Genomic DNA, 26,657 nt, shown 5'->3' with positions numbered 1-26,657 from the left:
GTTTGTTTTCGTGAACTTCATTTTATCAGATTAAGGGGGGGAAGAGGTGCCTTTTTGTATTTTAATTGATAGAGCAACGATAGTTGCATTAAAACAACACGAAAAAACAAAAAAATTGGTAATTACTTTTTATAGACAAGAAGGAATTTTATGAATATCAAAGCACTACGCTTTTTAAAGAATTTTACTTACACATTTTCTTCAAATTTGATTACCTTAATGGTATCCACACTTGTTACATTAATCGTCCCTAGACTAATCGGAGTAGAAGATTACGGTTATTGGCAGCTTTACATGTTTTATTCCACTTATGTAGGTTTTTTCCATTTTGGATGGAACGATGGAATATATTTAAGATACGGCGGAGACAGTTATAAATCCCTTGATAAAGATAAATTCTTTTCTCAATTTGTACAGCTTCTTTCTGTTCAAGTAGTTTTAGCAGGGGCTATACTTATTTTTGCTGGTTTATTTGCGGATGGTCCTGACCGGACATTTATCTTTCAAATGATTGCATTAAATATGATTATCTTGAATGTCAGATATATGTTCCTCTTTACTTTGCAGGCGACAAATTTGATTAAAAAGTATGCGAAGATAATGGTAATGGATCGTATACTATTTATTGCAATTGTTTTATTGCTGCTTTTTCTTGGAAGTAGAGACTATCATCTGATGATAGCCGCAGATCTGTTATCCAAGTTTATTTCTTTACTAATGGGAATGTACTTTTGTAAAGAGTTTGTGTTCAGAAAACTGTCTCATTTTAATCTGGATATAAAGGAATCATGGAACAATATAAATGTTGGAATCAAACTTCTTCTGGCCAATTTAGCGAGTAAATTAATTATCGGAATTGTGAAATTTGGAATCGAAAGGCAGTGGGACATAGAAACATTTGGTCGTGTCTCTTTAACGCTCAGTATATCCCACTTTATGATGGTATTCATTACGGGGATAGGTGTTGTGGTGTATCCGATACTAAGACGGACAAGCCGAGAAAAACTCCCATTAATTTACGATCTTATGCGAAATTTCCTAATGATCATTACCTTGTCCTTACTTGTTTTTTACTATCCGGCAAGAGTGATACTTTCAGCCTGGTTACCTGATTATGCAGAGTCACTCCTGTATATGGCCTTACTGTTCCCGATGGTGATATACGAAGGGCGTATTACATTGCTGATAAACACTTACCTTAAAACGTTAAGATATGAAAAGACAATGCTAAGAATAAATGCAGCAACTGTCGTGGTCAGTGCAATATTTACAATCGTTACAACGGTAATCTGGCATAATTTAAATTTAGCCGTTTTAACTATACTGATTGGTCAAGTAGTCCGTGCGACAATAGCTGAACTGTTTTTGTCAAAACAGCTATCAATTAGTATCAATAAGGATTTAATTCTAGAGATAGTATTGACCCTGATCTTTATATTGTCGGGCTGGTACATTGATTCCTGGTGGACAGTAGTTATATATGTCATCAGTTATTGTATTTACCTAATTATTAAACGTTCAGACATCAAGCGAACAATTGTAGGAATGAAACAATTAATATCCGCAAACTAAAAGACAAGTCTGCATGATTTTCATCGTGTAGACCTGTCTTTTAAATTTATTAAAATTCTTTTTCACCATCGTGAGCAACGAGTGATGCAGCTTTTATAGCTTGGTGAGTAACAAGTTCTTTCATGAGATCAGCTTCTTGCTTTGTACGTATTTCAGCGATCATATCAATGCCGTTAGGAGAAAAGTTACGTGATTTAACGTTGACGTGCTTTGCAAATCCGTCAATTAAATCTAGTATAGACTTTTCTTCCCCGATATCCTCAATATTAATTACTAGAAGATAAGGAGCCTTTCCTAAAGGCATGAAGTCTAAAATTAGTATGAATACCGTAACTACAATTGAAGTCAGGAATGCAACTTCAAACAGTCCCGTTCCAACTACAATACCAGTATGAACAGACCAGAAGAGATACACCATATCGAGTGGATCCTTGACTGCCGTTCTGAAACGAATGATGGCCAATGCACCAATAGTTCCCAGTGTTACAACAAGACTGATTTGCAGAGCCATTATAATACTGGCAATAAAGAAAGGAATGATAGCCAGAGAGATATTAAAGTGCTTAGAATAAAAACTACGCTTTGATACATAACGGTACACTAAGAATTCATAGAATGAAAAGACAGATACCATAAGAAGCATGGTGATAATAGTTGTAGTGGTAACTTCTTCATTGTTGAATCCTGTATTGACATTATCTAAAATATTGAAAAACTGATACATTAGTTAAATTCCTCCATGGTTTTGAGAAGTGACTCTTCCCATATAGTATTTTGAAAATGTTGCTTGCTCAAGACTGTTTAGTTGTATGACTTGCTTTATATAGTCTGGAAGGAATTCATCATACTTAACTTCTAGCAGATGTCTTCCTTTTTCCAAGACGGGTATGACAGTGTAGTCACTATCAATGAATCGGTTATTCTGGGAAGAACACGAAATGTTTCTATCTAAAGTAACACGGACATTACCTGGATAGTCTACAAAAGCTGTTCGCTCATATTTAATTATGACTTTTGGAGAGAAACGTTTGTACATGATTTGAAGCACAAATTCTTTTAAGAGTGCTTTGTCAGTTTTCCAGTAAAGGCCTTGGACATTTCCATAATGCAGAGCATCATATTCTTGACGTGTCAATTTACAACTGGTTTTTCGTGACATACTGTTTTCTTTTTCTTTTTTTTCAAGCAGAATCAGGTCTTTATTGTCTCCATATATTCTTATACGATATTTTTTTCTTCTTCCTAGACTAAATTCGTTATGGTCCAGACACGTGTCTTCATGATCATCGAAATAAAGACTTTTGACGACGTAAAATCCCTTTTCTTTATCTACATAAGGGTCGAGCTTGATTAATGGCTTAAGTCTTTCTCTGATTACGATTAAGTCATTTTCTGAAATAAAGTATTTGAGTTCGTTTCTGTACCGAATTTTGTCTTTAGGTTCTGTTTTTTTGAACACATCAGTCACCTCCTAGAATGTCATTAAGATAAATATCCATAGCGTTCAAGCGCTCGTTTACAAATGCTCTGAACTTGTCCGCATCTTTCTCATAAGCGGAAGAGGGCCAGCGAGAGTAATCTCTTTTAGCAGCTCCTGATTTAAAAATCATAGATTCATAATTACTGATTCTGTCGTCAAATGCTTGATCTGACCACTCTGAAGCCCTGAGCTGTCTATAACGCTCATGAACCTGCTGTTTAATCTGCTCGTTATTCATCTCAATTAATCGGGTAATATGAGACACACTGGGTGAGAAATTCTCATCTGGCAATCCAGTTACTAAAGACAGTCTCGGAGTACCCGGTGCCCATCTTAATCCCCATGTGAGATCAAGATCCCAGGGTGATTCCAGCATAAAGTGTTCGCCATCATTATAGTAGGCAATATAATTTCTGTTCTTAGTGTTATTGTCAGTAGCCTGCGTAAGAATATAGAATAGATAATAATCAATCAGATTATCTATATCTGTTTGAGTGGAAATATATTCTATTAAGGTTTCCTCATCCTCATCAATCATCAGCAAGTGATCAACTAATGGATCCCACTGTTCAGGCATCCCATTTGGTTCTGGATCCCGCAGTTCAAATCGCCCTCGAATGTACTGTTCTCCAGGATGAATGAAATCTTCTATATCAAATGCAATATTGGTAACTGCTCTATAGTAGAAGTCGCTTGTTAAGGATCGGCTGTTTACATCCAGTTCCAGCTGCTTTCGATCGATAGGGTGCATCAATGTGTATATTCCCCAATACATATTATCTACGAAGACTTCGACAAATGTCCCTTGTGTGCCGTTAACAATATCTAGAGAATTATTTGTAGCAAATGATTCGTACCAAAGGTTATTTGACAATGTGTTTCTCATCTTCTCAGGATCATTGTAAGGAGAGTAGAGAATCCAGTCATCATCTTCTCTCATACCAAGCAAGGAGAGATGGTTATTGCTTTCTGTTCCTGCAATGGATATTTCTCTGAGATTTAGACGAAATTGATTTTTTGTAAATCTTCTGCTGCTTGCACCTCTCAACCTTGCATAAGTATGGCTGGTAATATGGCGATCCGATGATGAGACATCGCTCCTGTTATCAAATAGAGTAAAAGTTGCAGGCTCATCCAGATCTCCTATTGGATTGTCTCTATCAGAGATCTGCTCATTCATGTTTATTGTGACAATAGGCAAAGTAGTCGCAGCAATTGAATAAATTTTGTAAGAGTCATCTGTATAAAAAAGAATTTCTGCTTGTTCATTATTCTCGATGCTGGAATCATTCAGTATATCTCCAAGAATAGCTACATCATATCGGTTAAAACGTGTAGAGACCGTTCTGACTAATGGATTATGCCGACTGGGACTATCTTCAATAATAGAATAAAAATAAGTATTTGATAGAGTGTCATATGTGAGGGAAAAATCATCAAAGTAAATATCGGGATGCTCAGAATCCAGCTCTTCGTTTCTTTCTGAAATAAGGGTATCAAAAGTCTCACGCTCAACAAGTAAATTTTCATAACGCTCTGATCGACCAAAATCCATTCCGGAAGTGAAAAAAACAAAGCCGGCAAGACTAATGATAAGAATGAATAACTTAATTAAATGTTCTTTTTTCATAATTTACCTCCTTTTTACAAAAAAGTCATACATTTAAAAGTATAGCAATATGCAGTTTATTAGACAATCTATTCAGAAATTTTTAATTAACTTGTTATGTAGTGAACAGTTCATGCTTCTATTAAATCAGTCCACGATATTAAGTTGTAAAAACTGTCTATTTATACTAAAATCAATAGAGTAGATATTATAATGTCAGAAAGGACGTATATAAGTGAAAGGAATTGTCTTAGCAGGAGGAAGCGGCACTCGGCTTTACCCTCTGACCAGAGCAGTATCTAAACAGCTTATGCCAATATATGATAAGCCGATGATTTATTATCCTATTTCGATTCTCATGCTTGCAGGAATCAAAGAAATATTGATTATTTCAACGCCCGAAGATACTCCGAGATTTAAGGAACTCCTGGGAGACGGAAGCGATCTGGGAATAAGTTTTGAATTTGCAGTGCAGGACAAACCCGAAGGATTGGCACAGGCTTTTCTTATTGGAGAAGAATTTATCGGAAATGACTCAGTGTGCCTAGTACTCGGAGATAATATTTATTATGGTGGAGGATTATCTAAGATGCTCCAGCGTGCTGCCTCTAAGGAGGACGGTGCAACAGTCTTTGGCTACCATGTTACTGATCCTGAGCGCTTTGGCGTAGTTGAATTCGATGATAACCGGCAAGCTATATCAATTGAAGAAAAACCAGAAAAACCAAAAAGTTCGTATGCCGTGACCGGCTTGTATTTTTACGATAACACGGTTGTGGATATTGCTAAATCCATAAAACCATCTGAACGTGGAGAACTCGAAATAACAGATATAAATCAGGCTTATTTGGAATCAGGGAAATTGGATGTTGAACTGCTTGGAAGAGGGTATGCCTGGCTTGATACAGGAACTCATGAGTCTTTACTTGAAGCAGGACAGTTTATCGAAACAGTTGAAAAAAGACAAAACGTAAAAATTGCCTGCCTTGAAGAGATTGCCTGGAGAATGGGGTATATCAATTCAGGAGAATTGAAAAAGCTAGCTGAACCACTGAAGAAGAATGAATATGGACAATATTTATTAAGGTTAGTCGGGTCATAATAAAGGAGAATAAAAGTGAAAGTAATTGATGGAAAATTAAAAGATGTAAAAATTATTGAAACAGATGTTTATGGAGACCATAGAGGGTTTTTCACAGAAAGTTTCAATTTGGACAGATTCAAAGCACATGGAATTGACAACACGTTCATACAAGATAATCATTCACTATCTGTAGAGCCAGGTGTTTTAAGAGGAATGCACTTTCAAGTCCCTCCAAAATCTCAGGCTAAGCTCATCAGAGCAACTACAGGGGTCATTTATGATGTCATTGTAGACTTAAGAAAAGGGTCTCCTACATTTATGGAATGGGAAGGAGTCATTTTAAGTGAGTATAATCAGCGACAACTTTTTGTTCCGAAAGGCTTCGCTCATGGATTCCTGACTCTAACACCGAATTGTAATGTACAATATAAAGTAGATGAAGTATACTCAGCTGAGCATGATGGTGGTATCTCTTTTAAAGATGAGGCATTGAACATTGTATGGCCAGTAGACTTGGAAAAGGTCATTCTTTCTGATAAAGATCAGAGACATCCATTAGTGAGCGACTGGGAAAACCCATTCGTCTGGGAGGGTAAGTAATATGAATATACTAGTAACTGGTGGAGCGGGCTTTATCGGAAGTAATTTTGTTCGATACGTTCTTGATAAAGAACCAAGAGCTAATGTCATCAATCTCGACTTACTGACTTATGCAGGAAATCTAGAAAACTTAAGCGATATAGAATCGAATCCTAATTATACATTCATCCGAGGCAATATAACGAACGCTGAGCTTGTCAGCTATATTATGGAACATCATGACATTACGCATATCGTTAACTTTGCGGCAGAATCACATGTTGATAGAAGCATCCTTAATCCAGGTGTATTCATTGAGACTAATGTTCAAGGGACATTGAATTTATTGAATCAGGCAAAAGCATTCAACATCGAGAAATACTTACAAGTTTCTACAGATGAAGTGTATGGCAGCTTAGGCAAGACAGGCTACTTTACTGAAGATACGCCATTAACTCCTAACAGCCCTTACTCTTCAAGTAAGGCTAGTGCTGATTTGCTTGTAAGAGCTTATAATGAAACATACGGACTAAATACTAACATCACCCGCTGCTCAAACAACTACGGACCTTATCATTTTCCGGAAAAGCTCATCCCATTAATGATAACAAATGCTATGGATGGGAAAAAGTTACCAGTATATGGAGACGGAGAAAATATCAGAGACTGGCTCCATGTAAAAGATCATTGTCAGGCCATTTTGTTAGTTCTGAAAAAAGGTCAAAGCGGTGAAGTGTATAACGTTGGTGGACACAATGAACGGACAAATAATCAGATTGTAGATCTAATTGTGGAAAAGTTAGATGTGCCACGTTCACTTATCACTTATGTTGAAGATAGATTAGGTCATGACAGACGTTACGCAATTGATCCGGATAAACTGATGAACGAGTTGGGCTGGAAGCCGGAATATACATTCGATACAGGCATATTGGAGACGATCGAGTGGTATCAGAGCAATGAAGACTGGTGGAGACCACTTAAAAATAAAGCGGAATTAAGTTAAATGAATTGAGTTTATAGAGTCAATGAGAATTGGCTCTATTTTATTAGTTGGAGGATGATGTGAATGAAGTACTTAATAACTGGTGCGAATGGGCAGCTTGGACAGGAAGTCAGTCATTTGCTAAAGGAACTGAACGAAACGTTCTTAGCGTGTGGGTCAGATGATCTGGACATACTTGATATAGAAGGAATAGATGAAATCTTTAATAAAGAAAAACCTGACTTTGTCTTTCACTGTGCGGCATATACGGCTGTAGATAATGCAGAAGATGATGAGTCGCCAAACTGGGAGGTAAACGTTAAAGGTACACATAATATTGCCGAGGCATGCAGTAAATATGGTGCGACGCTAGTATACATTAGTACGGATTATGTTTTTGACGGGGATAAGATGGATCAATACAAAGAAGAGGATCCCACAAACCCTCAAAATGCATATGGAACAGCAAAACTTGAAGGCGAAAAAACAGTACAGTCGATCCTCGATAACTATTACATTATCCGAACTTCATGGGTATTTGGTCAGTATGGAAATAATTTTGTGTCTACGATGAAGCGATTAGCTAAAGAAAAAGAGAAACTGACAATTGTCTCAGATCAAGTCGGAAGACCAACTTGGACTCGTACCTTAGCTGAGTTTATGGTCCATTTAACTAAAAAGCTTCCAGAATATGGAGTTTATCATTTGTCGAATGATGGACAGTGCTCATGGTATGAGTTCGCTAAAGAAATACTCAAGGATGAGAAAATAGAAGTAAAACCTATATCTTCAGCTGAATACCCTCAAAGAGCTAAAAGACCGATGCATTCTGTCATGGACCTTTCGAAAACTAAAGAAACAGGGTTTGAGATTATTAGATGGGAAATAGCACTTGCTCAATATCTAAATCAGTCCGAATTGTTGTGATTTATTCACAATTTTTAATAAATAAAGACAGATAAACTGGTAAACTTATAGATAGATATTTTGAAGAGAGAAGGAAGTCTATGACTAAACAATTAAGATCCAGAAAACATCACAAAAGAAATAATAAACGAACAGCTGGAAAAATCATCTTTTCTATATTTATGCTAATGTTTACTCTTATAGGAGCAATAGCTGCTTATATTGGGTGGCAAGTATACTCAGACCTGAGATCTACAACAGACGAAATGTATAAACCAGTGGAAGCACAGGAGCAGCATACAAGTCGTCAGGAAAGACCTCTTGATGTTGATAAAGGTGAAGACCCATTTTCTGTTCTTATAATGGGTGTCGATACAGATGGTCCGGATAACATGTCAGGGCGCTCAGATACACTCATGCTATTAACTATAAACCCCAATACTGAAAAAACGAGCATAGTCAGTATTCCTAGAGATACCTATACGGAAATCGTCGGACGTGGGACTATGGATAAAATAAATCACGCTTATGCCTTTGGTGGTACAAGCATGACTGTAAATACAGTTCAAAATCTGTTTGACATCCCCGTTGATTACTACGTATCAGTGAATATGGAGAGCATGCAGCAGATCGTTGATGCCGTTGGTGGAATTACAGTAACCCCCCCATTGAATTTCTCACAGGGAGGGTATCAGTTCGTCGAAGGACAACCAACTCATATGGATGGCCCTAAAGCACTTGAGTATTCTAGAATGAGATCAAGTGATCCTGAAGGCGATTATGGACGACAGTTCCGTCAAAGGCAAGTTTTAGAAGGAACAATGCAGCGAATTGCTTCATTTGATACAGTCATGAATTACAGAAATATTCTAGGAACTTTAAGCACAAATATGAGAACTAATATGTCTTTTGATGATATGGTCGATATGTTCAATAACTATAGAAGCTCAGCTGGTAATGTTGATCAAGTTCAGTTATCTGGTAGTGGACAAATGCAAAATGGCGTGTATTATGAAATGATTCCTGAAGAAGAATTAGCTAGAGTAAAGACTCATTTGAGAAATGAACTTGAATTAAATTAATTATTGTATAAAATTTTACTGCCCTGTTGTAGATTTCATCTTAACAGGGTATTATTATATTGTATGTAAAAATTTCGGAAGGATGAACTAGATGAATATTACTGTAGTAGGCATGGGATATGTTGGTTTATCTAATGCTATTTTACTGGCGCAAAACAACTCAGTTAAAGCCTTAGAAGTTATTAAAGAAAAAGTTGATATGATCAATGAAAAAAAGTCTCCCATTGTTGATAAGGAAATATCCGATTATCTTGCAAATAAAGATCTGGACTTGGTGGCAACAACTGACAAAGAGGAGGCATACGGTAATAACCCGGAGTATGTAGTCATTGCTGCACCAACTAATTATGACGATAAAACAAATTACTTTGATACATCACTGGTAGAAGATGTGATTTCAGATGTACTGAAGTATTCTCCGAATTCAACAATGATTATCAAGTCCACTATTCCAGTAGGTTATACTTTGGAACTTAGAAACAAGTTCGATACGGACAACATCATCTTTTCACCAGAGTTCCTTAGAGAAGGAAATGCTTTATATGATAATCTATATCCTAGTCGTATCATTATAGGAGAAGAGTCAGAACGTGCCCAGACATTTGCGGACTTACTTGTAGAAGGTGCACTTAAAAAAGACATTTCTGTTCTTTTAATGAAGTCAACAGAAGCCGAAGCAGTTAAGTTGTTTGCTAATACTTACCTTGCATTACGTGTGGCTTATTTTAACGAACTTGATACCTATGCTGAAGTGCATAATCTGGATACTCAGTCAATCATTGATGGTGTTTCTTTAGATCCTCGTATCGGTGATCATTATAATAACCCTTCATTTGGTTACGGTGGGTATTGTCTGCCTAAAGATACGAAGCAGTTATTGGCTAACTACGACAAAGTACCAAATAATTTAATCGCAGCTATCGTTGACGCAAATAGAACACGTAAAGATTTCATTGCAGAACAAGTCATTGCTAGAAACCCGAAAAAAGTCGGAATTTACCGTCTTGTCATGAAATCTGGGTCAGATAACTTCCGTCAAAGCGCTATTCAGGGAATTATGAAGCGTATCAAGGCTAAAGGGATTGAAGTCGTTGTCTATGAGCCGGTATTAAAAGAAGATACGTTCTTCAGGTCCAAAGTAAATAACGATCTTGAATCATTTAAGAATGAAGTTGATGTTATAGTAGCAAATAGAATTACTGAAGATATAGAAGATGTAAAAGAGAAAGTATACACTAGAGATTTGTATAACAATAATTAATTGACGTGCACTGGTTGGATAGGACTGAATCCTTTCGGTCGATCTAGCCAGTGTTTTTCTTTGATGTCACAAAATGAATTTCTAAATATAGAGGAGAAGATAGGTAACATGAAATTACTAATCACTGGAGCAGCTGGTTTCGTCGGCTTCCATCTATCCAAGGCGCTTCTGGAAAAGAATGTTGATATTGTAGGACTGGATAATCTCAATGATTATTATGATCCGCAGCTGAAAGAAGATCGTTTGTCAATATTAAATGACTATGAAGGATTTACCTTTTACAAAATTGACCTAAAAGATAAACAGCCGGTCGATGAGCTGTTTGAGAATGAATGTCCGACTCATGTCATTCATTTGGCTGCACAGGCGGGGGTCCGTTATTCGATTGAAAATCCTTACGCTTATGTTGATTCTAATCTGACCGGTTTTATGAATATATTATAAGCTTGTCGTCATTTCCCTGTCAAACACTTGATGTATGCTTCGTCCAGTTCAGTCTATGGAGGGAATAAGATCGCCCCTTTTTCTACTAATCATAATGTCGACCACCCTGTATCACTGTATGCAGCGACTAAGAAGTCGAATGAACTGATGGCGCACACCTATAGTCATCTATATGACATACCGACAACCGGACTGAGATTCTTTACAGTCTATGGCCCATATGGTAGACCTGACATGGCATATTTTTCATTCACTAAAGCTATTCTTGCTGGGCAGTCGATCAAAGTGTTTAACCATGGAGAAATGGAACGTGATTTCACCTATATTGATGATATCGTTAGTGGAATCGAAAAACTGATAGAAAAAGCACCCGAAGCTAATCCAGAATGGGATGAAAGCAATGGTGATATTAGTGAAAGCTTTGCTCCATACAAGATATATAATATCGGAAACAACAGCCCCGTGAAATTGATGCGCTTTATTAAGGCACTTGAATCAGCCATCGGCATGGAAGCAAAGAAGGAATACATGGAGATGCAGCCAGGAGACGTTAAGCGGACGTATGCAGATATGGCTGATCTGGAAGAAGATATTAAGTTTAAACCAGATACAAGTATTGAAGATGGCCTAGGTAAATTCGTAACTTGGTACAAGCAGTACTATAAAATTTAACTTATTTTTGAACAAGTAAATCTAATAGCTGACCTGGTGTTTAGTACAAAATGGCAGGTCTTACTATGAGTGTTAGGATCTGTAATTATAAATATTTCAAACTCGAAATGTGTCAGTTTTTTGAATTAATCACTTTAATAAATTTTAATATATTGCTCACCCGGTACAAAGTTGTTATTTTATATGCTATTCTGTAATCTATGATAATTTGCTATATAGATATTAGTAATTTCAGTCGGTGTAGCAACAGGAGGATAAGATGGAAGAAGAAATCAGTTTAGTAGAATTATTTAATATTATTAAAAAAAGGTTGGGACTAATCATCAGCCTAACATTAGTAGGCCTATTGGTAGTTTCCTTTTATACGTTTTTCATAGCAACACCAGAATACAGTTCAACAACCCAGCTACTTGTTAACCGTACTCAACAGGCAGATGCCATTCAGCGATCAGATATTGATACGAATGTTCAGTTGATTAATACATATAAAGACATAATCAAAGGTCCAGTTATACTAGATGAAGTCAGAGATGAACTGAATCTTGATCTGTCTCATTCTGAATTATCAAACAAAATTACGATTTCTAATGAAGATAACTCTCAAGTCTTTTCTATTCGTGTGGTTGATACAAATCCTTACAATGCGGCAACCATTGCTAATACGACCGCTTCGGTTTTTCAAGAAAATCTAGATGAGATCATGAATGTGGATAACGTGACTGTTATTTCTCAAGCTGAGCCAAACATTAATCCTATATCTCCCAACCATATGCTGAATTTGGCTATTGGTGTCGTATTAGGTGGAATGATTGGAGTAGGTCTGGCCTTTCTTCTGGAATTTCTTGATAACACGGTTAAAGATGAAAAATTCATCGTTGAAGAACTGGGCTGGACTAGTCTTGGGCGTATAGCAGAGATGTCAGCCGATGAATTGAAGTCGGATGGCCGACAGGCTTTACCACAACGTTCAAACGAGACAAGCAATGTCAGGTCAAGGAGGAGAACATGATGATTTTTACTAAGAAGAAAAAAATAGATACAGCTGACTGTCCTGGCTTAGTAGTGGTAAACAAACCGTCATCGGTCGTTTCAGAACAGTTCAGAACGATTCGAACAAATATTCAATTTTCTATGGTGGACGAAACACTACGAACGGTAGTAGTCACCTCTGCTGGAACAGCAGCCGGGAAAACTACAGTTTCAGCTAATCTAGCTGCTACATTCGCATCAAAGGAAAAGAAAGTTCTACTTGTTGATGCGGACTTGCGAAAACCAACTGTGCATAAAATATTCAAAGTTAGAAATAATGATGGATTAACAACGTTGCTTACGGACAGGAATGCTCACCTTGATGAAATGATTTACCGTACTCATACTGAAGGCCTATATGTTTTGACCAGTGGAGCAATCCCACCTAATCCTGCAGAATTATTGGGATCAAAGCGTATGGAAGAAATTAAACAGGAAATGCTGGATTACTTCGATCTGGTCATTTTCGGTATGCCACCACTATTAGCTGTCACTGATGCACAAGTAATGGCCTCAAAGACTGATGGTGTATTATTCGTTATACCTAAGGGTCAGGCTAATAAGGATGAAGTCTTTAAAGCTAAAGACTTACTTGAAAAAGTACAGGCAAATGTCCTTGGAGCAGTTTTAAACCGAGTAGATAAATCAGATGACAGCTATTATTACTATTACGGTGAATAATTAAAGGATGTGCTATCAATGATAGACTTACATTGTCATATACTTCCGGGAGTCGATGATGGAGCTCAAACGCTTGAAGACTCTATTAAGATGGCAGAACTTGCTGTGGAAGAAGGAGTCACACATATTCTGGCGACTCCTCACCATCAGAAGCGAAGCTGGATCAACGACAAAGCTGATGTTGTAAGGTATGTCAGCGAGCTGCAGTCAGAATTAGACGCCAGAAATATCAACTTAACTATTTTTCCTGGACAAGAAGTCAGCATCTATGGAGAAATAATCAAAGATATAGATGCTGATAAGATTCTTTTTACGGACGAAAGCCAAACGTATATACTGATTGAATTTCCGACGTCTAATATCCCCACTTACGCAGAAAGATTGTTTTATGAGCTGCAGTTAAATGGGAAGACGCCAGTCATTGTGCATCCTGAAAGAAATCATCAGATTCTAGAACATCCTAATCGGTTAAAAGACTTTATCGATAAAGGGGCCTTGGCTCAATTGACAGCATCTAGTTATACAGGGGGCTTTGGAAAAAATATCGAAAAGCTTAGCAAGCAGCTCATTGAAGCGAATCTCGTTCACTTTATTGCTTCAGATGCTCATAACACAGGTAATCGTGCTTTTCATATGAAAAAAGCTTATGACTTGTTAGCGAAAAACTACGGTAGAAGCAAAAGAAATGCGTTTCACCAGACGACAAAAGATTTGCTCAATGGAGACCCAGTGATTGCACCAGACACCCATCACATAAAAAAATCGCTCATTTCAAAATGGTTTAAATAAGTAAAGGAGGACACGAGATGAATCGGAGAAAAAAACGATTGACATTAGGCTGTGTCGATATAACGGTGATAACATTAGCCGGGCTATTTTCTTATTTGTTTCTGGCCCCTTACTTATCACTTCCACTTAGACAAATGGTTATGTCTTATTTGATAATTATGGTTGTATACATAAGTCTGTCTTTGTTTTTTAGAATATTTGACAAGATCAATCGATACACCAGTATAAAGGAAACAATTATTCATGGGATTATAGTTACATCAGCCTTCTTTGTATGTGATATGTACAATCTAATCTTTACTCCACTGAGCCAACGCTTCCTTTTTTTGTGGTATTTATTAGCGGTGTTAATTATTCCTGGAAGCCGGGTGGCATGGCGGATTATCATAGAGCATAAACTCAAAAAGAAAAAAATAAATAATGGGAAAAATATTTCCATTATGCGCACGTTAATTGTGGGGGCAGGTGATGGAGGGAGTCTGTTCATTCGTAGCCTTCAGCACAATCCAGAAATCGAGTTTGTAGGCATCGTGGATGATGACAAAAACAAGCAGAAAACTACGTTATATGGTGTGCCGGTACTAGGAACCATCCATGATGTAGAGAAACTGATTGAGTTATTTGAAATAGATCAGATCACTATTGCGATTCCATCACTATCCTCTAAAGAATTGAACAGAATCGTAGACTACTGTTCCGAGATACATGTTAAAGTAAACCAGATGCCTTCAGTGGAGGACATCGTTCAAGGGACATATGAAGTCAATGAGTTTAAAGAGATCGATGTCACTGATTTGCTTGGACGCGAAGAAGTGAAACTGGACATGGAGCAGATAGCGTCTCAGTTATCCGGCCAGACTGTCCTTGTTTCAGGAGCAGGCGGATCGATTGGGTCAGAGATATGCCGTCAGATCATTCGATTCTCGCCTGATCGGATACTGCTATTAGGTCACGGAGAAAACTCGATTTATCTGGTGCATAGAGAATTGAAACATATTGCGGATAAAAATGATATCGAGCTGGTTCCAGTGATTGCAGATATTCAGGACCGGAAGCGTATATTCGAAATTATGAAGACCTATAAGCCGGATCGAGTCTATCATGCGGCAGCGCACAAACATGTCCCTCTAATGGAGTACAATCCGACAGAAGCTGTTAAAAATAATATATATGGAACAAAGAATATGGCTGAAGCATCAAAAGCAGTAGGTGTGGGCAGTTTTGTCATGGTATCCACCGACAAAGCTGTTAATCCACCAAATGTTATGGGAGCAACAAAGCGTATTGCAGAAATGATCGTTACCGGATTGAATGAAAAAGGAAAAACCAATTTCGTCGCTGTAAGATTTGGAAATGTTCTCGGTAGTCGTGGCAGTGTAATTCCTGTATTTAAAGAACAGATCAAAAACGGTGGACCAATTACGGTAACAGACTTCAGAATGACACGGTACTTTATGACGATTCCAGAAGCCAGTCGATTAGTGCTTCAGGCAGGCTCACTTGCAAAGGGCGGAGAAATATTTGTACTAGACATGGGTGAACCGGTTAAAATAGTAGACCTTGCGAAGAAAATGATCAAACTAAGTGGAGCAGATAAGAACACTATAAAGATTGTGGAGTCCGGCATTCGCCCAGGTGAAAAACTGTTTGAGGAACTCCTAAGTACTAAAGAAACTACAAAAGAAAAAGTGTATGAGAAAATTTTTGTTGGAAAAGTAACGAATGTACCAGTCGAGTTGGTCCTTCAGTTCGTTAAAGAAATTGAACAGGACAATGAAACTCAACTCAAAAAACAACTAATAGACTTCGCGAACGGTAAAATTTCTCTAGGACACACAGAAGTAAATGCAGAGACCTCAATAGTCTACGCTTAAAACAGTTAAGGCTTTGGCTGCTTCTGTAGCAGTTAAAGCCTTTCATTATGCAGGTGGAGATGAATAAGATGTTGAAGTTAAATATGATTAGAGAAAAAGGGTTCACCATAGTTGAATTATTAGCAGTCCTTGTCATATTAAGTATTATTCCTTCAATTAGTTTCCCTCATTAAAATCAGTTATATCTAATTAAAAAGAAAAAACGTGTCAAGCTAATCAACAATTAATAGAAGAAGGATACGAAAGAGAGTTCTCCTTTGTACAATCTGATTTGAGTTTAACCTCGTACATGATAGAACACGGTCTTAATCAGTGTTCCTCTAAAGGATTGTATGCTCTCAAGGAAGAAAAAGTATTATGTTCTGAGCACCCTAGAAAGTTTAAAATCGAGAATCCACCTAGCAAAGTTCCTTGGCTATGATTGGACGAATAAAACGAGGTGAGTATCTTAAAAGAACGAAACCACAAGATGTTGTGGGTCAAAAATATTTGACTACCATATGTTGCATAAAATACATTCTTTCAGCATAATCGGGCGCGACGTGAGTATCTTAAAAGAACGAAACCACAAGATGTTGCGGGTCAAAAATATTTGACTACCATATGTTGCATAAAACACATCCTTTCACCATAATCGGGCGCGACGTGAGTATCTTGAAAGGATCAAAACCACAATATGTTGTGGGTCAAAAATATCGGACCACAAGATATTGCATAAATCCTATTTATCCCTCTTCAAAATTTTCGACGTGAGTATGCTAATAGGATTACAAGATATAGTAGCTCAAAAATATCGGACCACAACATGTAGTTATCGAATTCTCACAAAAGTGGTACATAAAAAACTATCGACTACCGTTGAGAGTTAGTGATATGAATGGTTTCAGAAAAAGGTGGTAGATGGTGGTAGATAAAAACTCACAAACTGTGAGAATTATGTATTTTCGACGTGAGTATGGTGAAAGGATAAAGAGGCTGTAAGGCCAGAAGTATCAAGGGTTTTAGAGGTTGGTTTATAAGGGTGAATGTTACAGAAGCATTACACGTAGTCCCATCCAAACAAAGTATACATTTATGCAAGATATAGTGTGAAATTCAATATGAAACACTACATATAGAGAAGAAAATTAAGGTACTAAATACATAAAAGCATTCAGAAGGAGGATATCATGGCAAAGAAAGCAGTTAGAAAAGTAACAGCGAACAAGAAGATACTGTTAAATCAGCTTGCTGAGTTATTGTGCCAATTCCTACCATTAACTTCGAATGCTAAGAATTCAATTACATTTAGATCAATATTTGCAGAAAGTCACATTGAGAAATATCTTGATGGATATAGCGTTAAGATTCAAGCGATTGAAAATGGAATTACAGAGCTTTATAGGAGACATGAGAGATTACCAAAGGCAATTATTAGAAAGGTAATACCAGCAGCAATAAACTATAGATTCTATAAAAGAAAGCCACTTACTAAAAGAGAGATTGAGAAACTATCGGACATATTGTTCGAGCTTGAAATCGATATGAGAGACGAGTTGGTTGAAATTGAAATCGATGAGACATTACCTCGTATAGAAGTGCCGCCTAAATTATTAGAAGAACATTTTAGAAATCATGATTTAGATCCAAACATTTCATCAGAACCCCTTCAACTTTTCAGTGATGGTCATTTTAATGAGGCAGTAAGAAAAGCAGCTGAAAGACTAGAGGATTTTGTTCAAGACATTTCTAATCTTGGGTCTTCAGGTAGAGAGCTTATGGCTAACGCATTCAGAGATGGAACATATATCAAAACTTCAAATATTCAACCTGAGAATCAACAAGGCTTTATTGAAGGATACAAGTTTTTAGCAATGGGGACAATGGCGTCGATTCGAAATATTTTTAGTCATGGTGATGAAGAGCGTCGAAGTCCAGAAGAATGCTTTGAGATGTTGCTATTCATAAACTGGCTTTTTAGAAGCATCAAAACAGTTGAGGAACAGCAAGAAGATTAATAAGAAATCAAGAAGGTGCTCAATACATAAAAGCACCTCTATACAATACATAGACTTTAGATAAGGAAGGATGACGGTAAATGGCTGAGAATAAAAAAATTTGGTTAGCATCACCACACATGAGTGATGAAGGATATGAAATGCAATATGTACAAGAAGCGTTCGATACAAACTGGGTAGCACCACTTGGACCAAACGTAAATGAGTTTGAGAAAGAGCTTGCTGCAAAAGTAGGTTCAAAACATGCAGCAGCTTTAACTACTGGAACAGGAGCAATCCACCTGGCACTTAAATCTTTAGGTGTTGGCGAGGGTGATATTGTATTTTGTCCTACTCTTACTTTTTCTGCTACAGCTAATCCGATCATCTATCAGAACGCTACTCCTGTCTTTATCGACAGTGATTATGAAACTTGGAATATGGATCCTAAAGCATTAGAAGCAGCCTTCGAAAAGTATGGTGATAAGGTGAAGGCTGTTTTAGTTGTACATTTATATGGCCTATCAGCTGATATGGATAAGATCATGGAGATTTGCAATAAGCATGATGTAGTTGTTATTGAAGATGCTGCGGAGTCTTTAGGTGCCTATTATAAAGGAAAACATACTGGAACTTTTGGTGAGTTTGGAGTGTTCTCGTTTAACGGAAACAAAATCATCACTACTTCTGGTGGCGGGATGCTCGTTTCTGATGATGAAGAGAAGATTAAGAAGGTTAGGTTCTGGTCCACTCAAAGTAGAGATGCAGCAAGGCACTACCAGCATAGCGAATTAGGGTTCAATTACCGCATGAGTAATGTTGTTGCTGGAATTGGTAGAGGGCAGCTTAAAGTATTGGATCAAAGAGTAGCTAAGAAGAAGTATATCTTTGAGTTTTATAAGAGAGAACTTGGTCAGTTAGAAGATGTTAAGTTTATGCCTATCAATGACTGGAACGAGCCGAACTACTGGCTGAGTGTTATGACATTGAAGGGCAAGGTTAGACCTCTTGATGTTATGGAAGCACTGGAGAAAGAGAATATTGAATCAAGGCCTGTCTGGAAGCCGATGCATATGCAGCCATTCTTTGCTAAGTATGATTATGTTGGTGGAGATGTGAGTGAAAAGTTATTTGAGAACGGTGTGTGTTTGCCGTCTGATACGAAGATGACTGATGAGGATCTTGAGAGAATTTGTTCAATTATTAAGGGACTGTGGACTAAATAAGAAGTAGGTGCTAATGGATGCAGAGTGAAGTGAAGGAAGAAATTAAAGTGAATAAAGGCGAAATAAATGCAAGTATGGTCGAGTCTTCTAAAGGCATATACAGAAGATTTCTGAAAAGACCAATGGACTTCATTTTGTCTTTGATGGCAATTATCGTTTTGGGTCCAGTTCTTATAATTGTAGGGATTCTTGTTAGATTGAAGCTTGGTAGTCCGGTACTGTTTAAGCAGAAACGACCTGGGCTTAATGAGAAAATATTCACCATGTATAAGTTCAGAACGATGACAGATGAGAAGGACGAGAATGGCGAGCTGCTTCCAGACAGTGTTAGATTAACAAAGTTTGGTAGGATGCTAAGGTCTACAAGTCTAGATGAGCTACCTGAGCTGTTCAATATCCTTAAAGGGGATATGAGCATCGTGGGGCCTAGGCCATTACTCATTCAATACCTTGAACTATACAATGAGCATCAAAAAAGAAGACACGAAGTGAGACCTGGTCTTTCAGGATATGCTCAGGTCAATGGGCGTAATGCTATCAGCTGGGAAGATAAGTTTAATCTTGATGTTGAGTACGTAGATAATGTGAGTTTCATAGGCGATTGGAAGATTATCTTTCTTACTATAAAGAAGGTTTTTGTCAAGGAAGGCATCAGTTCAGATACATCGGTTACAATGGAGCCATTCAGGGGAAGTAAGGTAGAGAATTAAAGCCTTTTCACTTTAGAGATTGCTGTAATCATACATTATTATTTTGAAATTGATAACAAAGTACAATTATAAATCACTATTTCAGAGAGGAATGTACTGTTCATGAAAGACAAATTGATTATTATTGGTGCCAGCGGACACGGGAAAGTTGTGGCAGACATCGCAATAAAAATGAATAAGTGGGAAAGCATAGCATTCCTCGATGATGACGAGTCTATTAAGACATCTATGGGGTTAGAAGTCATTGGTAAAACTGCTGATGCTTTTACATATAAAGATGAAGCTGATTTCTTTGTTGCTATTGGTAAAAATACTGTTCGAGAAAAAGTGCAAGAGAAATTATTTGAGCAAGGGTTAAATGTAGTTAGTTTAATTCATCCTAGTGCAGTTATTGGTACTGATGTTAAGGTTGGCCTTGGAACAGTAGTAATGGCTGGGGGCGTTATTAACAGCTCTACTAGAATCGGCAAGGGCTGCATTATCAATACGAGTTCTAGCTTGGATCATGACAATGTTATTGAAGATTATGTACACATTTCTCCTGGGGTTAATTTAGCTGGAACAGTGAGAGTTGGTAAGGGAAGCTGGATTGGAATCGGCAGTGTTGTAAGCAATAACGTGAACATCTGCAGTGGGTGCAAAGTAGGTGCAGGGGCTGTGGTGGTTAAGGATATTACTGAACCTGGGACATATGTTGGGGTTCCGGTGAGGAGAGTAGACTGATGGGAAAAATCTTGATATTAGCCAATAATGATATTGGATTATATAAATTTAGAAAAGAATTAATCAAAGAACTGCTAAAGGATAATGAAGTGTATATATCTTTACCTAATGGAGAGTTTGTAAAAAAACTTGTTAGTTTAGGCTGTCAATTCATTGATACTAATATTAGCAGAAGAGGGACAAACCCTATTACTGATTTCAAGCTAATGGTTGAATATAAAAAGATACTAAATAGAGTTAAGCCGGATGTGGTTTTAACTTATACAATTAAGCCTAATGTTTATGGTGGGATAATGTGCAGACTTAAAAAAACACCTTATATTGCTAATATAACAGGTCTAGGAACCGCTGTTGAGAATGGCGGTTTATTACAGAGTATTACAGTATTTTTATATAAAATGGCTTTGAATAATGCTTCATGCGTATTCCTTCAAAATAAGGAAAATGCAGAGTTTATAAATAGCAAGGGGATTATAAAAGGAAAACAAAAGATTATTCCTGGTTCTGGAGTTAACTTAAATCATTATGAAATTTTAGAATATCCTAAAGATGAAATAATAAACTTTCTATTCATATCAAGAGTTATGAAACAAAAAGGAATAGATCAGTATCTTGACGCTGCTGAGTACATAAGAAAGAAGTATCCAGATACTCAATTTCATATTCTTGGTTTTTGTGAAGAATCGTATGAAGAAAAATTAAAGGCTGTGAATGAGGAAGGTATTATTCAATATCATGGGATGCAAAGTGATGTAAGAGAATTCCACAAAATTTCTCATTGTACGATTCATCCTACTTATTATCCAGAAGGAATGTCCAATGTTCTTCTAGAAAGTGCTGCATCTGGTAGACCTATCATAACTACAAACAGAAGTGGATGTAGAGAAATTGTAGATGATGGAATTAACGGATATGTAGTAGAGCAGCAGAATAGTCAAGACCTTATAGAGAAGATTGAGAATTTTTTAGAGTTAAGCTTTGAAGAAAAGAAGCAAATGGGTTTAGCTGGTAGAGCTAAGGTTGAGAAAGAATTTGATAGGCAGATAGTGGTAAATGCTTATAAAGATGAAATTAAGTTTTGGGTGGGGTGAAGTTGATGGATTATAGAAAAATAATTAGAAATAAAGAAACTAGATTTAAAATTTTACACTTTTTAAGATTAGTTCCAGACTCATGGATGCTTAAATTCCAATATAAAGTTAAAATGGGACGAAAGCTTAATTTGAAAAAACCTGAAAGATTCACCGAAAAATTACAATGGTATAAAGTGAACTATCATAATCAGTTGTTAACTCAATGTGCAGATAAGTATGAAGTTAGAGAGTACATTAAATCTAAAGGACTTCAAAACATTTTAGTTGAGTTATATGCTATATACGATAACCCTACTCAAATTGAAGTGGACAAATTACCTGAAAAATTTGTAATAAAAACAACGAATGGAAGTGGAACTAATATTTTATGTAGAGAAAAATCCACTTTATCTATAGAAAAAATTAAGAGCGATCTAGCTATTTGGCTAAAGAGAGATAACTATGCAGTTGGAAGAGAATGGTCATATAAGGGTATAACTCCTAAAATCATAATAGAAGAATACCTTGAAGATAATAACAATAAATTTGACGGGATAAATGATTATAAATTTTTGTGCTTCAACGGAAAACCTAAATATGTCGTTCTTGATGTAGATAGACATATAGGTCATAAGAGAAACATCTATGATATTGATTGGAACTATATTGATGTTACAACAGATCATGATAATTTTGGAGATGTTGTCAAAAGACCAGAAGGGTATGAAGAAATGGTTAAGGTAGCAAAGGTATTATCTCAAGACTTTCCATTCGTGAGGGTTGATTTATATTATGCAAACAAAAAAGTTTATTTTGGAGAATTAACATTTTATCCTTGGACTGGATATGTTCAGTTTGATCCAGATGAATTTGATTATATATTAGGTAAAGAATTTATTTTGCCTAGTCTAAAGAGGGTGAATTAGAATGAGAGTACTTTTTTGTCACGATGGACCTTTAAGAAAAGATGAAAAAAACGAATTTTACGGGACTGCACATAATGATGAAACCTTTAAAAGATATTATTCAATTGCTGAGGAATTAGCTGTAGTAATTAGAGTTCAAGAAATTATGAGCGATGAAGCTAGTAATAGATTATCTAAAATCACCGTGAATCCATTCGAGGTAATTTCTTGTCCTAATATTTCTAGTTTTAAAGGGCAACTAACAAACAAAAAGAATGCTATAAATATTATAGCTAATGAAATACAAAAATCAGATTATATTATTGCAAGACTACCTAGTTTTGTTGGGAATATTGCTGTAGATTTTGCTCGAAAATATGGTAAACCATATTTGGTCGAAGTAGTAGCATGTCCATGGGACGGTTTTTGGAATCATAGTATGACAGGAAAATTTATTGCACCGTTGATGTATTATGCTACAAAGAAAAGAGTAAAGGAGTCACTTTACGCTATTTATGTTACAAATCACTTCTTGCAAAACAGATACCCTACTGATGGAAAGCATACAAATTGTTCAAACGTTGCATTAACTGAATTTGATGATGGAGTTTTAGAGAGAAGATTAACAAAAATTGAATCTATGAAAGATACAGATAAAATTGTGATTGGTACAACTGCAGCTGTGAATGTTAGGTATAAAGGCCAACAGTATATTATTCAGGCCCTAGGAAAGTTAAAAAAACAAGGATTTACCAACTTTGAATATCAGCTTGTTGGTGGCGGGGATCAAGTGTTTTTAAAATCAATAGCAGAAAAGCATGATGTTTTAGACCAAGTAAAGTTTTTAGGGGCGATGACACATAATAAAGTTTTTGATTGGTTAGAAACGATTGACATATATACACAACCTAGTAGACAAGAGGGTTTGCCGAGAGCTCTTATTGAAGCTATGAGTAGAGCTATACCAGCTTTTGGTGCTAGGACTGCAGGAATACCAGAACTTTTAGATGATAAATTTATTTTTAGTAATACTAAAAAAAATATTGATGAGATAATTAAGATTTTAAAGTCTTTTGATAAACAAGCTATGACTAAGCAAGCTACAAGGAATTATGAAGAGTCAAAGAAGTATGATAAAAATGTTATCGAAGAGAGAAGAAGAAGGTTTTTTGAGGCTTTTAAAAATCGAAGCCTTTGTTAGATTGATTTGAATGTACTTGATATCGTTGAAAGGGGACATAAAATGAGTTTGTTACTTCAAATTATAGCAGTAGTTATAAATCTAATTTTATTTTTAAGTGTTTTTAAAAAAGCAAAATATAATTTGAGGATTATATATGTTACTTTATTGATTTTTCAAGTAGTTTTTGTATTACCAGTAGTATTAGAATGGATATTCGGGATACAAGACTATAGCTATAAATCTCCTGGATTTGATAAAGCTTTAAATGATATTACCACAAATATGATATACAGTTTTTTTATTATAATAACACCAATAACTCTTTATTTTACAGGTAGGAAAAACAAAAGCAAAGGTGTTGTAATAGGAGACATTAGGGCAAGCATATTAAAACTTAAAATAAATAGAGAAATATATGTAATAAGTGTTATTTTAATGTTTCTCCCGCTTTTACTTGCTTTCTTAGCGCCATCGCCTGATAAGTATTTAACTGAATATGCATTTTTTCAAAGATTTGGAGTATTGGCGTCAGATTCTGAATGGTGGTATCACAGAAATATTATGAGAATAGGTGGGTTTGTATCATTAATATTTATTTTAGTGACCAAGCTTTTTAGTAAGAATACTAAGTTCAATAATTTTTTAATATATTCTGCGGCTATTATTGCTGGAGTATTGAACGGTAAAAGAACATTATTGGCTTTTATAGTGTTTGCGATTTTAGCCGTTGATATTTTAAAGTCATCTAAGGGAAAGTTTCCTATGAAAAAAATCGTGACAAGTGGGTTATTCATATTAACTTTTTTTGTAGGGTATGCTTTTTTAATTGATAAACATACAGCAAATGTCACTACGCTTGATAATTTAAGGTTATATTTCTTTAGAGATATAGATGTTAAATTTTCAATCTACGCGCTACTAAGCCCAGATCAATACAGGGTTCTTGATCATTGGGGACAAAGCTATTTGTTTAATGTTTTATTCTATATTCCAAGAAATTTGTGGCCCAATAAACCTTATCCTTATGATACTTATGTTACAGCTGCAGCACTCGGCTACCCACCAGGAACTATATTAAGTTGGAATTTCCAAACAAGTATTTTTGGGGAAGCTTTGTCGAATTTTGGTTGGTTTGGCATTCCATTTATCTTAACACTCATTAGCAAATTTATTAAAATGTCAGAACGAAGTGAAAACCCAATAATCAATGTTCTGTGTATATTTATAATTATGTTTTCTTTTATGAATCATTTTGGATCCTGGCGTAATTATTTTATTATTTGGTTATTTTTAATTTTATTTAACAAAGTAAAATTTAGGAGTGTTAGCAGAAAAACTACTAAAAGATCAAAAAGTAAAGAAGTTAACATCTTATGAAAAAGTAAAATTTTTTATTTTAACTCTATCTATAGACGGTACTGAGAGAGTAGTTTCCAATTATATATTTAATACTAAGTTAATTTTTAATGGAGGGAAAATATGATAAGAATATTGCATATTACACATAGCATGAATAGAGGAGGTATCGAAACACTTCTGATGAATATCTACAGAAAAATTGATAGAACAAAAGTTCAATTTGATTTTTTACTAAATAGTCAAGAAGAAGATAACTATAATGATGAAATTAGAAGTCTGGGTGGAAGGATATACAATGTTCCAGCTAGAAGCCAAGGGGTTCTTAAAAATCGAAGAGCACTACTCAGATTTTATGATGAACATAAAGAGTATCAAATAGTACACCAGCACTTAAGTTCCTTATCATATGTTGAACCCCTTATATTAGCTAAAAAGAGCGGAATCCAGAATCGAATAATTCACAGTCATAATACAAAACAGAGTGGCAGTAAAATACATTATTTTATGCATAAAATTAATCAAAATAGAATTAAAGATATAGCAACACATTATTTCGCTTGTTCAGAATTAGCTGCAAAGTGGCTATATCCTAGTAATCTATTTAAGAATCAGGATTATATTGTAATTAACAATGCAATTGATACCAATAGTTTTGTTTTCAATAATGGATTTAGAGAATCAAAGAGAGCAGAGCTAAAAATAAATTCTGATGAAGTTTTGTTAGGACATGTAGGAAGATTTAATTTGCAAAAAAATCATGATTTCTTAATAGATATTTTCAAGTCTTATATTGAATCATACAAAAGTGGGAAATTATTATTAGTAGGCGACGGACCATTACGCTCTCAAATAGAGGAAAAAGTAAAAGAATTAGGGTTAGAGAAAAATGTGATATTTGCTGGAATAAGATCAGATATTCCGGAATTATTGCACGCTATGGATATTTTTGTGATGCCCTCTTTACATGAAGGTTTACCTGTAACTTTAGTTGAGGCACAATCTACAGGCTTACCTTGTGTCCTTTCTAATACCATTACAGAAGAAGTAGAAGTTATAGATGAAATTAAATGGTTATCTTTAAATGATAACGTGAATAGTTGGGCGAATGAAGTTCATAAACTTAGTTCAGTTGTAAGACGAAACACAATGGATGACATGAGAAAAGCAGGATTTGATATAATCTCAGTTGCAGAGAATCTTCAAGAATTCTACTCAAGTTTCGCACCCTTAAGAACTCCGTTCTATCCTTTACATCATAAGGATTATTTAGATTAATCAGCTTAAAAGTAAAGAAAAAGACAGCTCTCTTTGGTAAAATGTGAGTCACAACCAACATTCCAAGGAGAGATGTCTTATGGCTAACATTTTACCAAATAATTCAGAAAAAAACGAGTTTTATTCGAGTATTGATCACTTTATCAAACAATTTACAGTCGGAACCCTGTTAAATCGGTC

General features: G+C 35.9%; 24 protein-coding genes and 1 pseudogene. 22 read left to right on the top strand and 3 right to left on the bottom strand.

Features of this window, described 5'->3' with window-relative positions; genetic code table 11:
* The first annotated feature begins 150 nt into the window (after positions 1–150).
* Complete coding sequence (locus tag ACYQ4S_RS04865; protein ID WP_459769721.1) at positions 151–1,572, top strand: lipopolysaccharide biosynthesis protein; 1,422 nt, start codon at positions 151–153, stop codon at positions 1,570–1,572.
* A gap of 49 nt (positions 1,573–1,621) precedes the next feature.
* On the opposite strand, the gene ACYQ4S_RS04860 is transcribed toward ACYQ4S_RS04865, so the two are convergent.
* The 3 genes from ACYQ4S_RS04860 to ACYQ4S_RS04850 are packed head-to-tail and all read right to left on the bottom strand — an operon-like array spanning position 1,622 to position 4,682.
* The gene (locus ACYQ4S_RS04860) at positions 1,622–2,296 is read right to left on the bottom strand and encodes a DUF4956 domain-containing protein (RefSeq protein WP_459769719.1); all 675 of its coding nucleotides are present in this window, start codon (positions 2,294–2,296) and stop codon (positions 1,622–1,624) included.
* Between the two features lie 3 nt (positions 2,297–2,299).
* Positions 2,300–3,031, bottom strand: a complete 732-nt coding sequence (locus ACYQ4S_RS04855) for a polyphosphate polymerase domain-containing protein (RefSeq protein WP_459769717.1) — start codon at positions 3,029–3,031, stop codon at positions 2,300–2,302.
* Position 3,032: 1 nt separating this feature from the next.
* On the bottom strand, positions 3,033–4,682 hold the full coding sequence (locus ACYQ4S_RS04850) for a CotH kinase family protein (protein ID WP_459769715.1): 1,650 nt from the start codon (positions 4,680–4,682) through the stop codon (positions 3,033–3,035).
* A gap of 214 nt (positions 4,683–4,896) precedes the next feature.
* Between ACYQ4S_RS04850 and rfbA the strand changes: the two genes are divergently transcribed.
* From rfbA to ACYQ4S_RS04745, 21 genes and pseudogenes are all read left to right on the top strand, one after another.
* The gene (gene rfbA, locus ACYQ4S_RS04845; RefSeq protein ID WP_459769713.1) at positions 4,897–5,763 is read left to right on the top strand and encodes a glucose-1-phosphate thymidylyltransferase RfbA; all 867 of its coding nucleotides are present in this window, start codon (positions 4,897–4,899) and stop codon (positions 5,761–5,763) included.
* A gap of 15 nt (positions 5,764–5,778) precedes the next feature.
* On the top strand, positions 5,779–6,345 hold the full coding sequence (gene rfbC / locus ACYQ4S_RS04840; RefSeq protein ID WP_459769711.1) for a dTDP-4-dehydrorhamnose 3,5-epimerase: 567 nt from the start codon (positions 5,779–5,781) through the stop codon (positions 6,343–6,345).
* Position 6,346: 1 nt separating this feature from the next.
* Positions 6,347–7,330, top strand: a complete 984-nt coding sequence (gene rfbB / locus ACYQ4S_RS04835) for a dTDP-glucose 4,6-dehydratase (protein ID WP_459769709.1) — start codon at positions 6,347–6,349, stop codon at positions 7,328–7,330.
* A 63-nt stretch (positions 7,331–7,393) separates the two neighbouring features.
* The gene (gene rfbD, locus ACYQ4S_RS04830; protein WP_459769708.1) at positions 7,394–8,236 is read left to right on the top strand and encodes a dTDP-4-dehydrorhamnose reductase; all 843 of its coding nucleotides are present in this window, start codon (positions 7,394–7,396) and stop codon (positions 8,234–8,236) included.
* A gap of 80 nt (positions 8,237–8,316) precedes the next feature.
* A complete protein-coding gene (locus tag ACYQ4S_RS04825) occupies positions 8,317–9,297 on the top strand; it encodes an LCP family glycopolymer transferase (RefSeq protein WP_459769706.1) in 981 nt (326 codons plus the stop codon).
* Positions 9,298–9,388: 91 nt separating this feature from the next.
* Positions 9,389–10,558 carry a nucleotide sugar dehydrogenase gene (locus ACYQ4S_RS04820; RefSeq protein WP_459769705.1) on the top strand — a complete coding sequence of 390 codons (1,170 nt, stop codon included), beginning with the start codon at positions 9,389–9,391 and terminating at the stop codon, positions 10,556–10,558.
* 108 nt (positions 10,559–10,666) lie between these two features.
* Positions 10,667–11,674, top strand: a pseudogene (locus tag ACYQ4S_RS04815) (NAD-dependent epimerase).
* Between the two features lie 259 nt (positions 11,675–11,933).
* A complete protein-coding gene (locus ACYQ4S_RS04810; RefSeq protein WP_459769703.1) occupies positions 11,934–12,683 on the top strand; it encodes a YveK family protein in 750 nt (249 codons plus the stop codon).
* Positions 12,680–13,384: a CpsD/CapB family tyrosine-protein kinase gene (locus ACYQ4S_RS04805; RefSeq protein WP_459769701.1), complete on the top strand. Its 705-nt coding sequence runs from the start codon at positions 12,680–12,682 to the stop codon at positions 13,382–13,384. Before ACYQ4S_RS04810 ends, ACYQ4S_RS04805 begins: the two co-directional genes overlap by 4 nt.
* A gap of 18 nt (positions 13,385–13,402) precedes the next feature.
* The gene (locus ACYQ4S_RS04800; protein ID WP_459769699.1) at positions 13,403–14,173 is read left to right on the top strand and encodes a tyrosine-protein phosphatase; all 771 of its coding nucleotides are present in this window, start codon (positions 13,403–13,405) and stop codon (positions 14,171–14,173) included.
* Positions 14,174–14,190: 17 nt separating this feature from the next.
* Positions 14,191–16,047, top strand: coding sequence for a polysaccharide biosynthesis protein (locus ACYQ4S_RS04795; protein ID WP_459769698.1), 1,857 nt, complete (start codon positions 14,191–14,193; stop codon positions 16,045–16,047).
* A gap of 47 nt (positions 16,048–16,094) precedes the next feature.
* On the top strand, positions 16,095–16,220 hold the full coding sequence (locus ACYQ4S_RS04790) for a type IV pilin protein (RefSeq protein ID WP_459769696.1): 126 nt from the start codon (positions 16,095–16,097) through the stop codon (positions 16,218–16,220).
* 996 nt (positions 16,221–17,216) lie between these two features.
* Positions 17,217–18,044, top strand: a complete 828-nt coding sequence (locus ACYQ4S_RS04785; protein WP_459769694.1) for a TIGR02391 family protein — start codon at positions 17,217–17,219, stop codon at positions 18,042–18,044.
* A gap of 80 nt (positions 18,045–18,124) precedes the next feature.
* Complete coding sequence (locus tag ACYQ4S_RS04780) at positions 18,125–19,249, top strand: DegT/DnrJ/EryC1/StrS family aminotransferase (protein WP_459769692.1); 1,125 nt, start codon at positions 18,125–18,127, stop codon at positions 19,247–19,249.
* A 74-nt stretch (positions 19,250–19,323) separates the two neighbouring features.
* Positions 19,324–19,959 (top strand): sugar transferase, encoded by a 636-nt coding sequence (locus tag ACYQ4S_RS04775; protein WP_459769723.1) that lies wholly within the window; start codon positions 19,324–19,326, stop codon positions 19,957–19,959.
* Between the two features lie 102 nt (positions 19,960–20,061).
* Positions 20,062–20,682, top strand: a complete 621-nt coding sequence (locus ACYQ4S_RS04770; protein WP_459769690.1) for an acetyltransferase — start codon at positions 20,062–20,064, stop codon at positions 20,680–20,682.
* Positions 20,682–21,773 carry a glycosyltransferase family 4 protein gene (locus ACYQ4S_RS04765; protein WP_459769688.1) on the top strand — a complete coding sequence of 364 codons (1,092 nt, stop codon included), beginning with the start codon at positions 20,682–20,684 and terminating at the stop codon, positions 21,771–21,773. Before ACYQ4S_RS04770 ends, ACYQ4S_RS04765 begins: the two co-directional genes overlap by 1 nt.
* 5 nt (positions 21,774–21,778) lie before the next feature.
* The gene (locus tag ACYQ4S_RS04760; protein ID WP_459769687.1) at positions 21,779–22,681 is read left to right on the top strand and encodes an ATP-grasp fold amidoligase family protein; all 903 of its coding nucleotides are present in this window, start codon (positions 21,779–21,781) and stop codon (positions 22,679–22,681) included.
* Between the two features lies 1 nt (position 22,682).
* The gene (locus ACYQ4S_RS04755) at positions 22,683–23,861 is read left to right on the top strand and encodes a glycosyltransferase family 4 protein (protein WP_459769685.1); all 1,179 of its coding nucleotides are present in this window, start codon (positions 22,683–22,685) and stop codon (positions 23,859–23,861) included.
* 42 nt (positions 23,862–23,903) lie between these two features.
* Positions 23,904–25,220 carry an O-antigen polymerase gene (locus ACYQ4S_RS04750; RefSeq protein ID WP_459769683.1) on the top strand — a complete coding sequence of 439 codons (1,317 nt, stop codon included), beginning with the start codon at positions 23,904–23,906 and terminating at the stop codon, positions 25,218–25,220.
* Positions 25,221–25,322: 102 nt separating this feature from the next.
* Positions 25,323–26,477 carry a glycosyltransferase family 1 protein gene (locus tag ACYQ4S_RS04745; protein ID WP_459769681.1) on the top strand — a complete coding sequence of 385 codons (1,155 nt, stop codon included), beginning with the start codon at positions 25,323–25,325 and terminating at the stop codon, positions 26,475–26,477.
* Positions 26,478–26,657: the final 180 nt, after the last annotated feature.

Source organism: Alkalibacterium sp. s-m-28 (assembly GCF_054658175.1).
This window is presented reverse-complemented; position numbering and strand designations above follow the sequence as displayed.

Coding starts and splice junctions, on each gene's coding strand:
- ACYQ4S_RS04760 (WP_459769687.1), top strand. CDS start 21,779: ATGGATTATAGAAAAATAATTAGAAATAAAGAAACTAGATTTAAAATT.
- ACYQ4S_RS04860 (WP_459769719.1), bottom strand. CDS start 2,296: ATGTATCAGTTTTTCAATATTTTAGATAATGTCAATACAGGATTCAAC.
- ACYQ4S_RS04775 (WP_459769723.1), top strand. CDS start 19,324: ATGGTCGAGTCTTCTAAAGGCATATACAGAAGATTTCTGAAAAGACCA.
- ACYQ4S_RS04850 (WP_459769715.1), bottom strand. CDS start 4,682: ATGAAAAAAGAACATTTAATTAAGTTATTCATTCTTATCATTAGTCTT.
- ACYQ4S_RS04805 (WP_459769701.1), top strand. CDS start 12,680: ATGATGATTTTTACTAAGAAGAAAAAAATAGATACAGCTGACTGTCCT.
- ACYQ4S_RS04865 (WP_459769721.1), top strand. CDS start 151: ATGAATATCAAAGCACTACGCTTTTTAAAGAATTTTACTTACACATTT.
- ACYQ4S_RS04785 (WP_459769694.1), top strand. CDS start 17,217: ATGGCAAAGAAAGCAGTTAGAAAAGTAACAGCGAACAAGAAGATACTG.
- ACYQ4S_RS04755 (WP_459769685.1), top strand. CDS start 22,683: ATGAGAGTACTTTTTTGTCACGATGGACCTTTAAGAAAAGATGAAAAA.
- ACYQ4S_RS04780 (WP_459769692.1), top strand. CDS start 18,125: ATGGCTGAGAATAAAAAAATTTGGTTAGCATCACCACACATGAGTGAT.
- ACYQ4S_RS04795 (WP_459769698.1), top strand. CDS start 14,191: ATGAATCGGAGAAAAAAACGATTGACATTAGGCTGTGTCGATATAACG.
- rfbB (WP_459769709.1), top strand. CDS start 6,347: ATGAATATACTAGTAACTGGTGGAGCGGGCTTTATCGGAAGTAATTTT.
- ACYQ4S_RS04790 (WP_459769696.1), top strand. CDS start 16,095: ATGCAGGTGGAGATGAATAAGATGTTGAAGTTAAATATGATTAGAGAA.
- ACYQ4S_RS04750 (WP_459769683.1), top strand. CDS start 23,904: ATGAGTTTGTTACTTCAAATTATAGCAGTAGTTATAAATCTAATTTTA.
- ACYQ4S_RS04745 (WP_459769681.1), top strand. CDS start 25,323: ATGATAAGAATATTGCATATTACACATAGCATGAATAGAGGAGGTATC.
- ACYQ4S_RS04825 (WP_459769706.1), top strand. CDS start 8,317: ATGACTAAACAATTAAGATCCAGAAAACATCACAAAAGAAATAATAAA.
- ACYQ4S_RS04810 (WP_459769703.1), top strand. CDS start 11,934: ATGGAAGAAGAAATCAGTTTAGTAGAATTATTTAATATTATTAAAAAA.
- rfbD (WP_459769708.1), top strand. CDS start 7,394: ATGAAGTACTTAATAACTGGTGCGAATGGGCAGCTTGGACAGGAAGTC.
- ACYQ4S_RS04800 (WP_459769699.1), top strand. CDS start 13,403: ATGATAGACTTACATTGTCATATACTTCCGGGAGTCGATGATGGAGCT.
- ACYQ4S_RS04765 (WP_459769688.1), top strand. CDS start 20,682: ATGGGAAAAATCTTGATATTAGCCAATAATGATATTGGATTATATAAA.
- ACYQ4S_RS04820 (WP_459769705.1), top strand. CDS start 9,389: ATGAATATTACTGTAGTAGGCATGGGATATGTTGGTTTATCTAATGCT.
- ACYQ4S_RS04770 (WP_459769690.1), top strand. CDS start 20,062: ATGAAAGACAAATTGATTATTATTGGTGCCAGCGGACACGGGAAAGTT.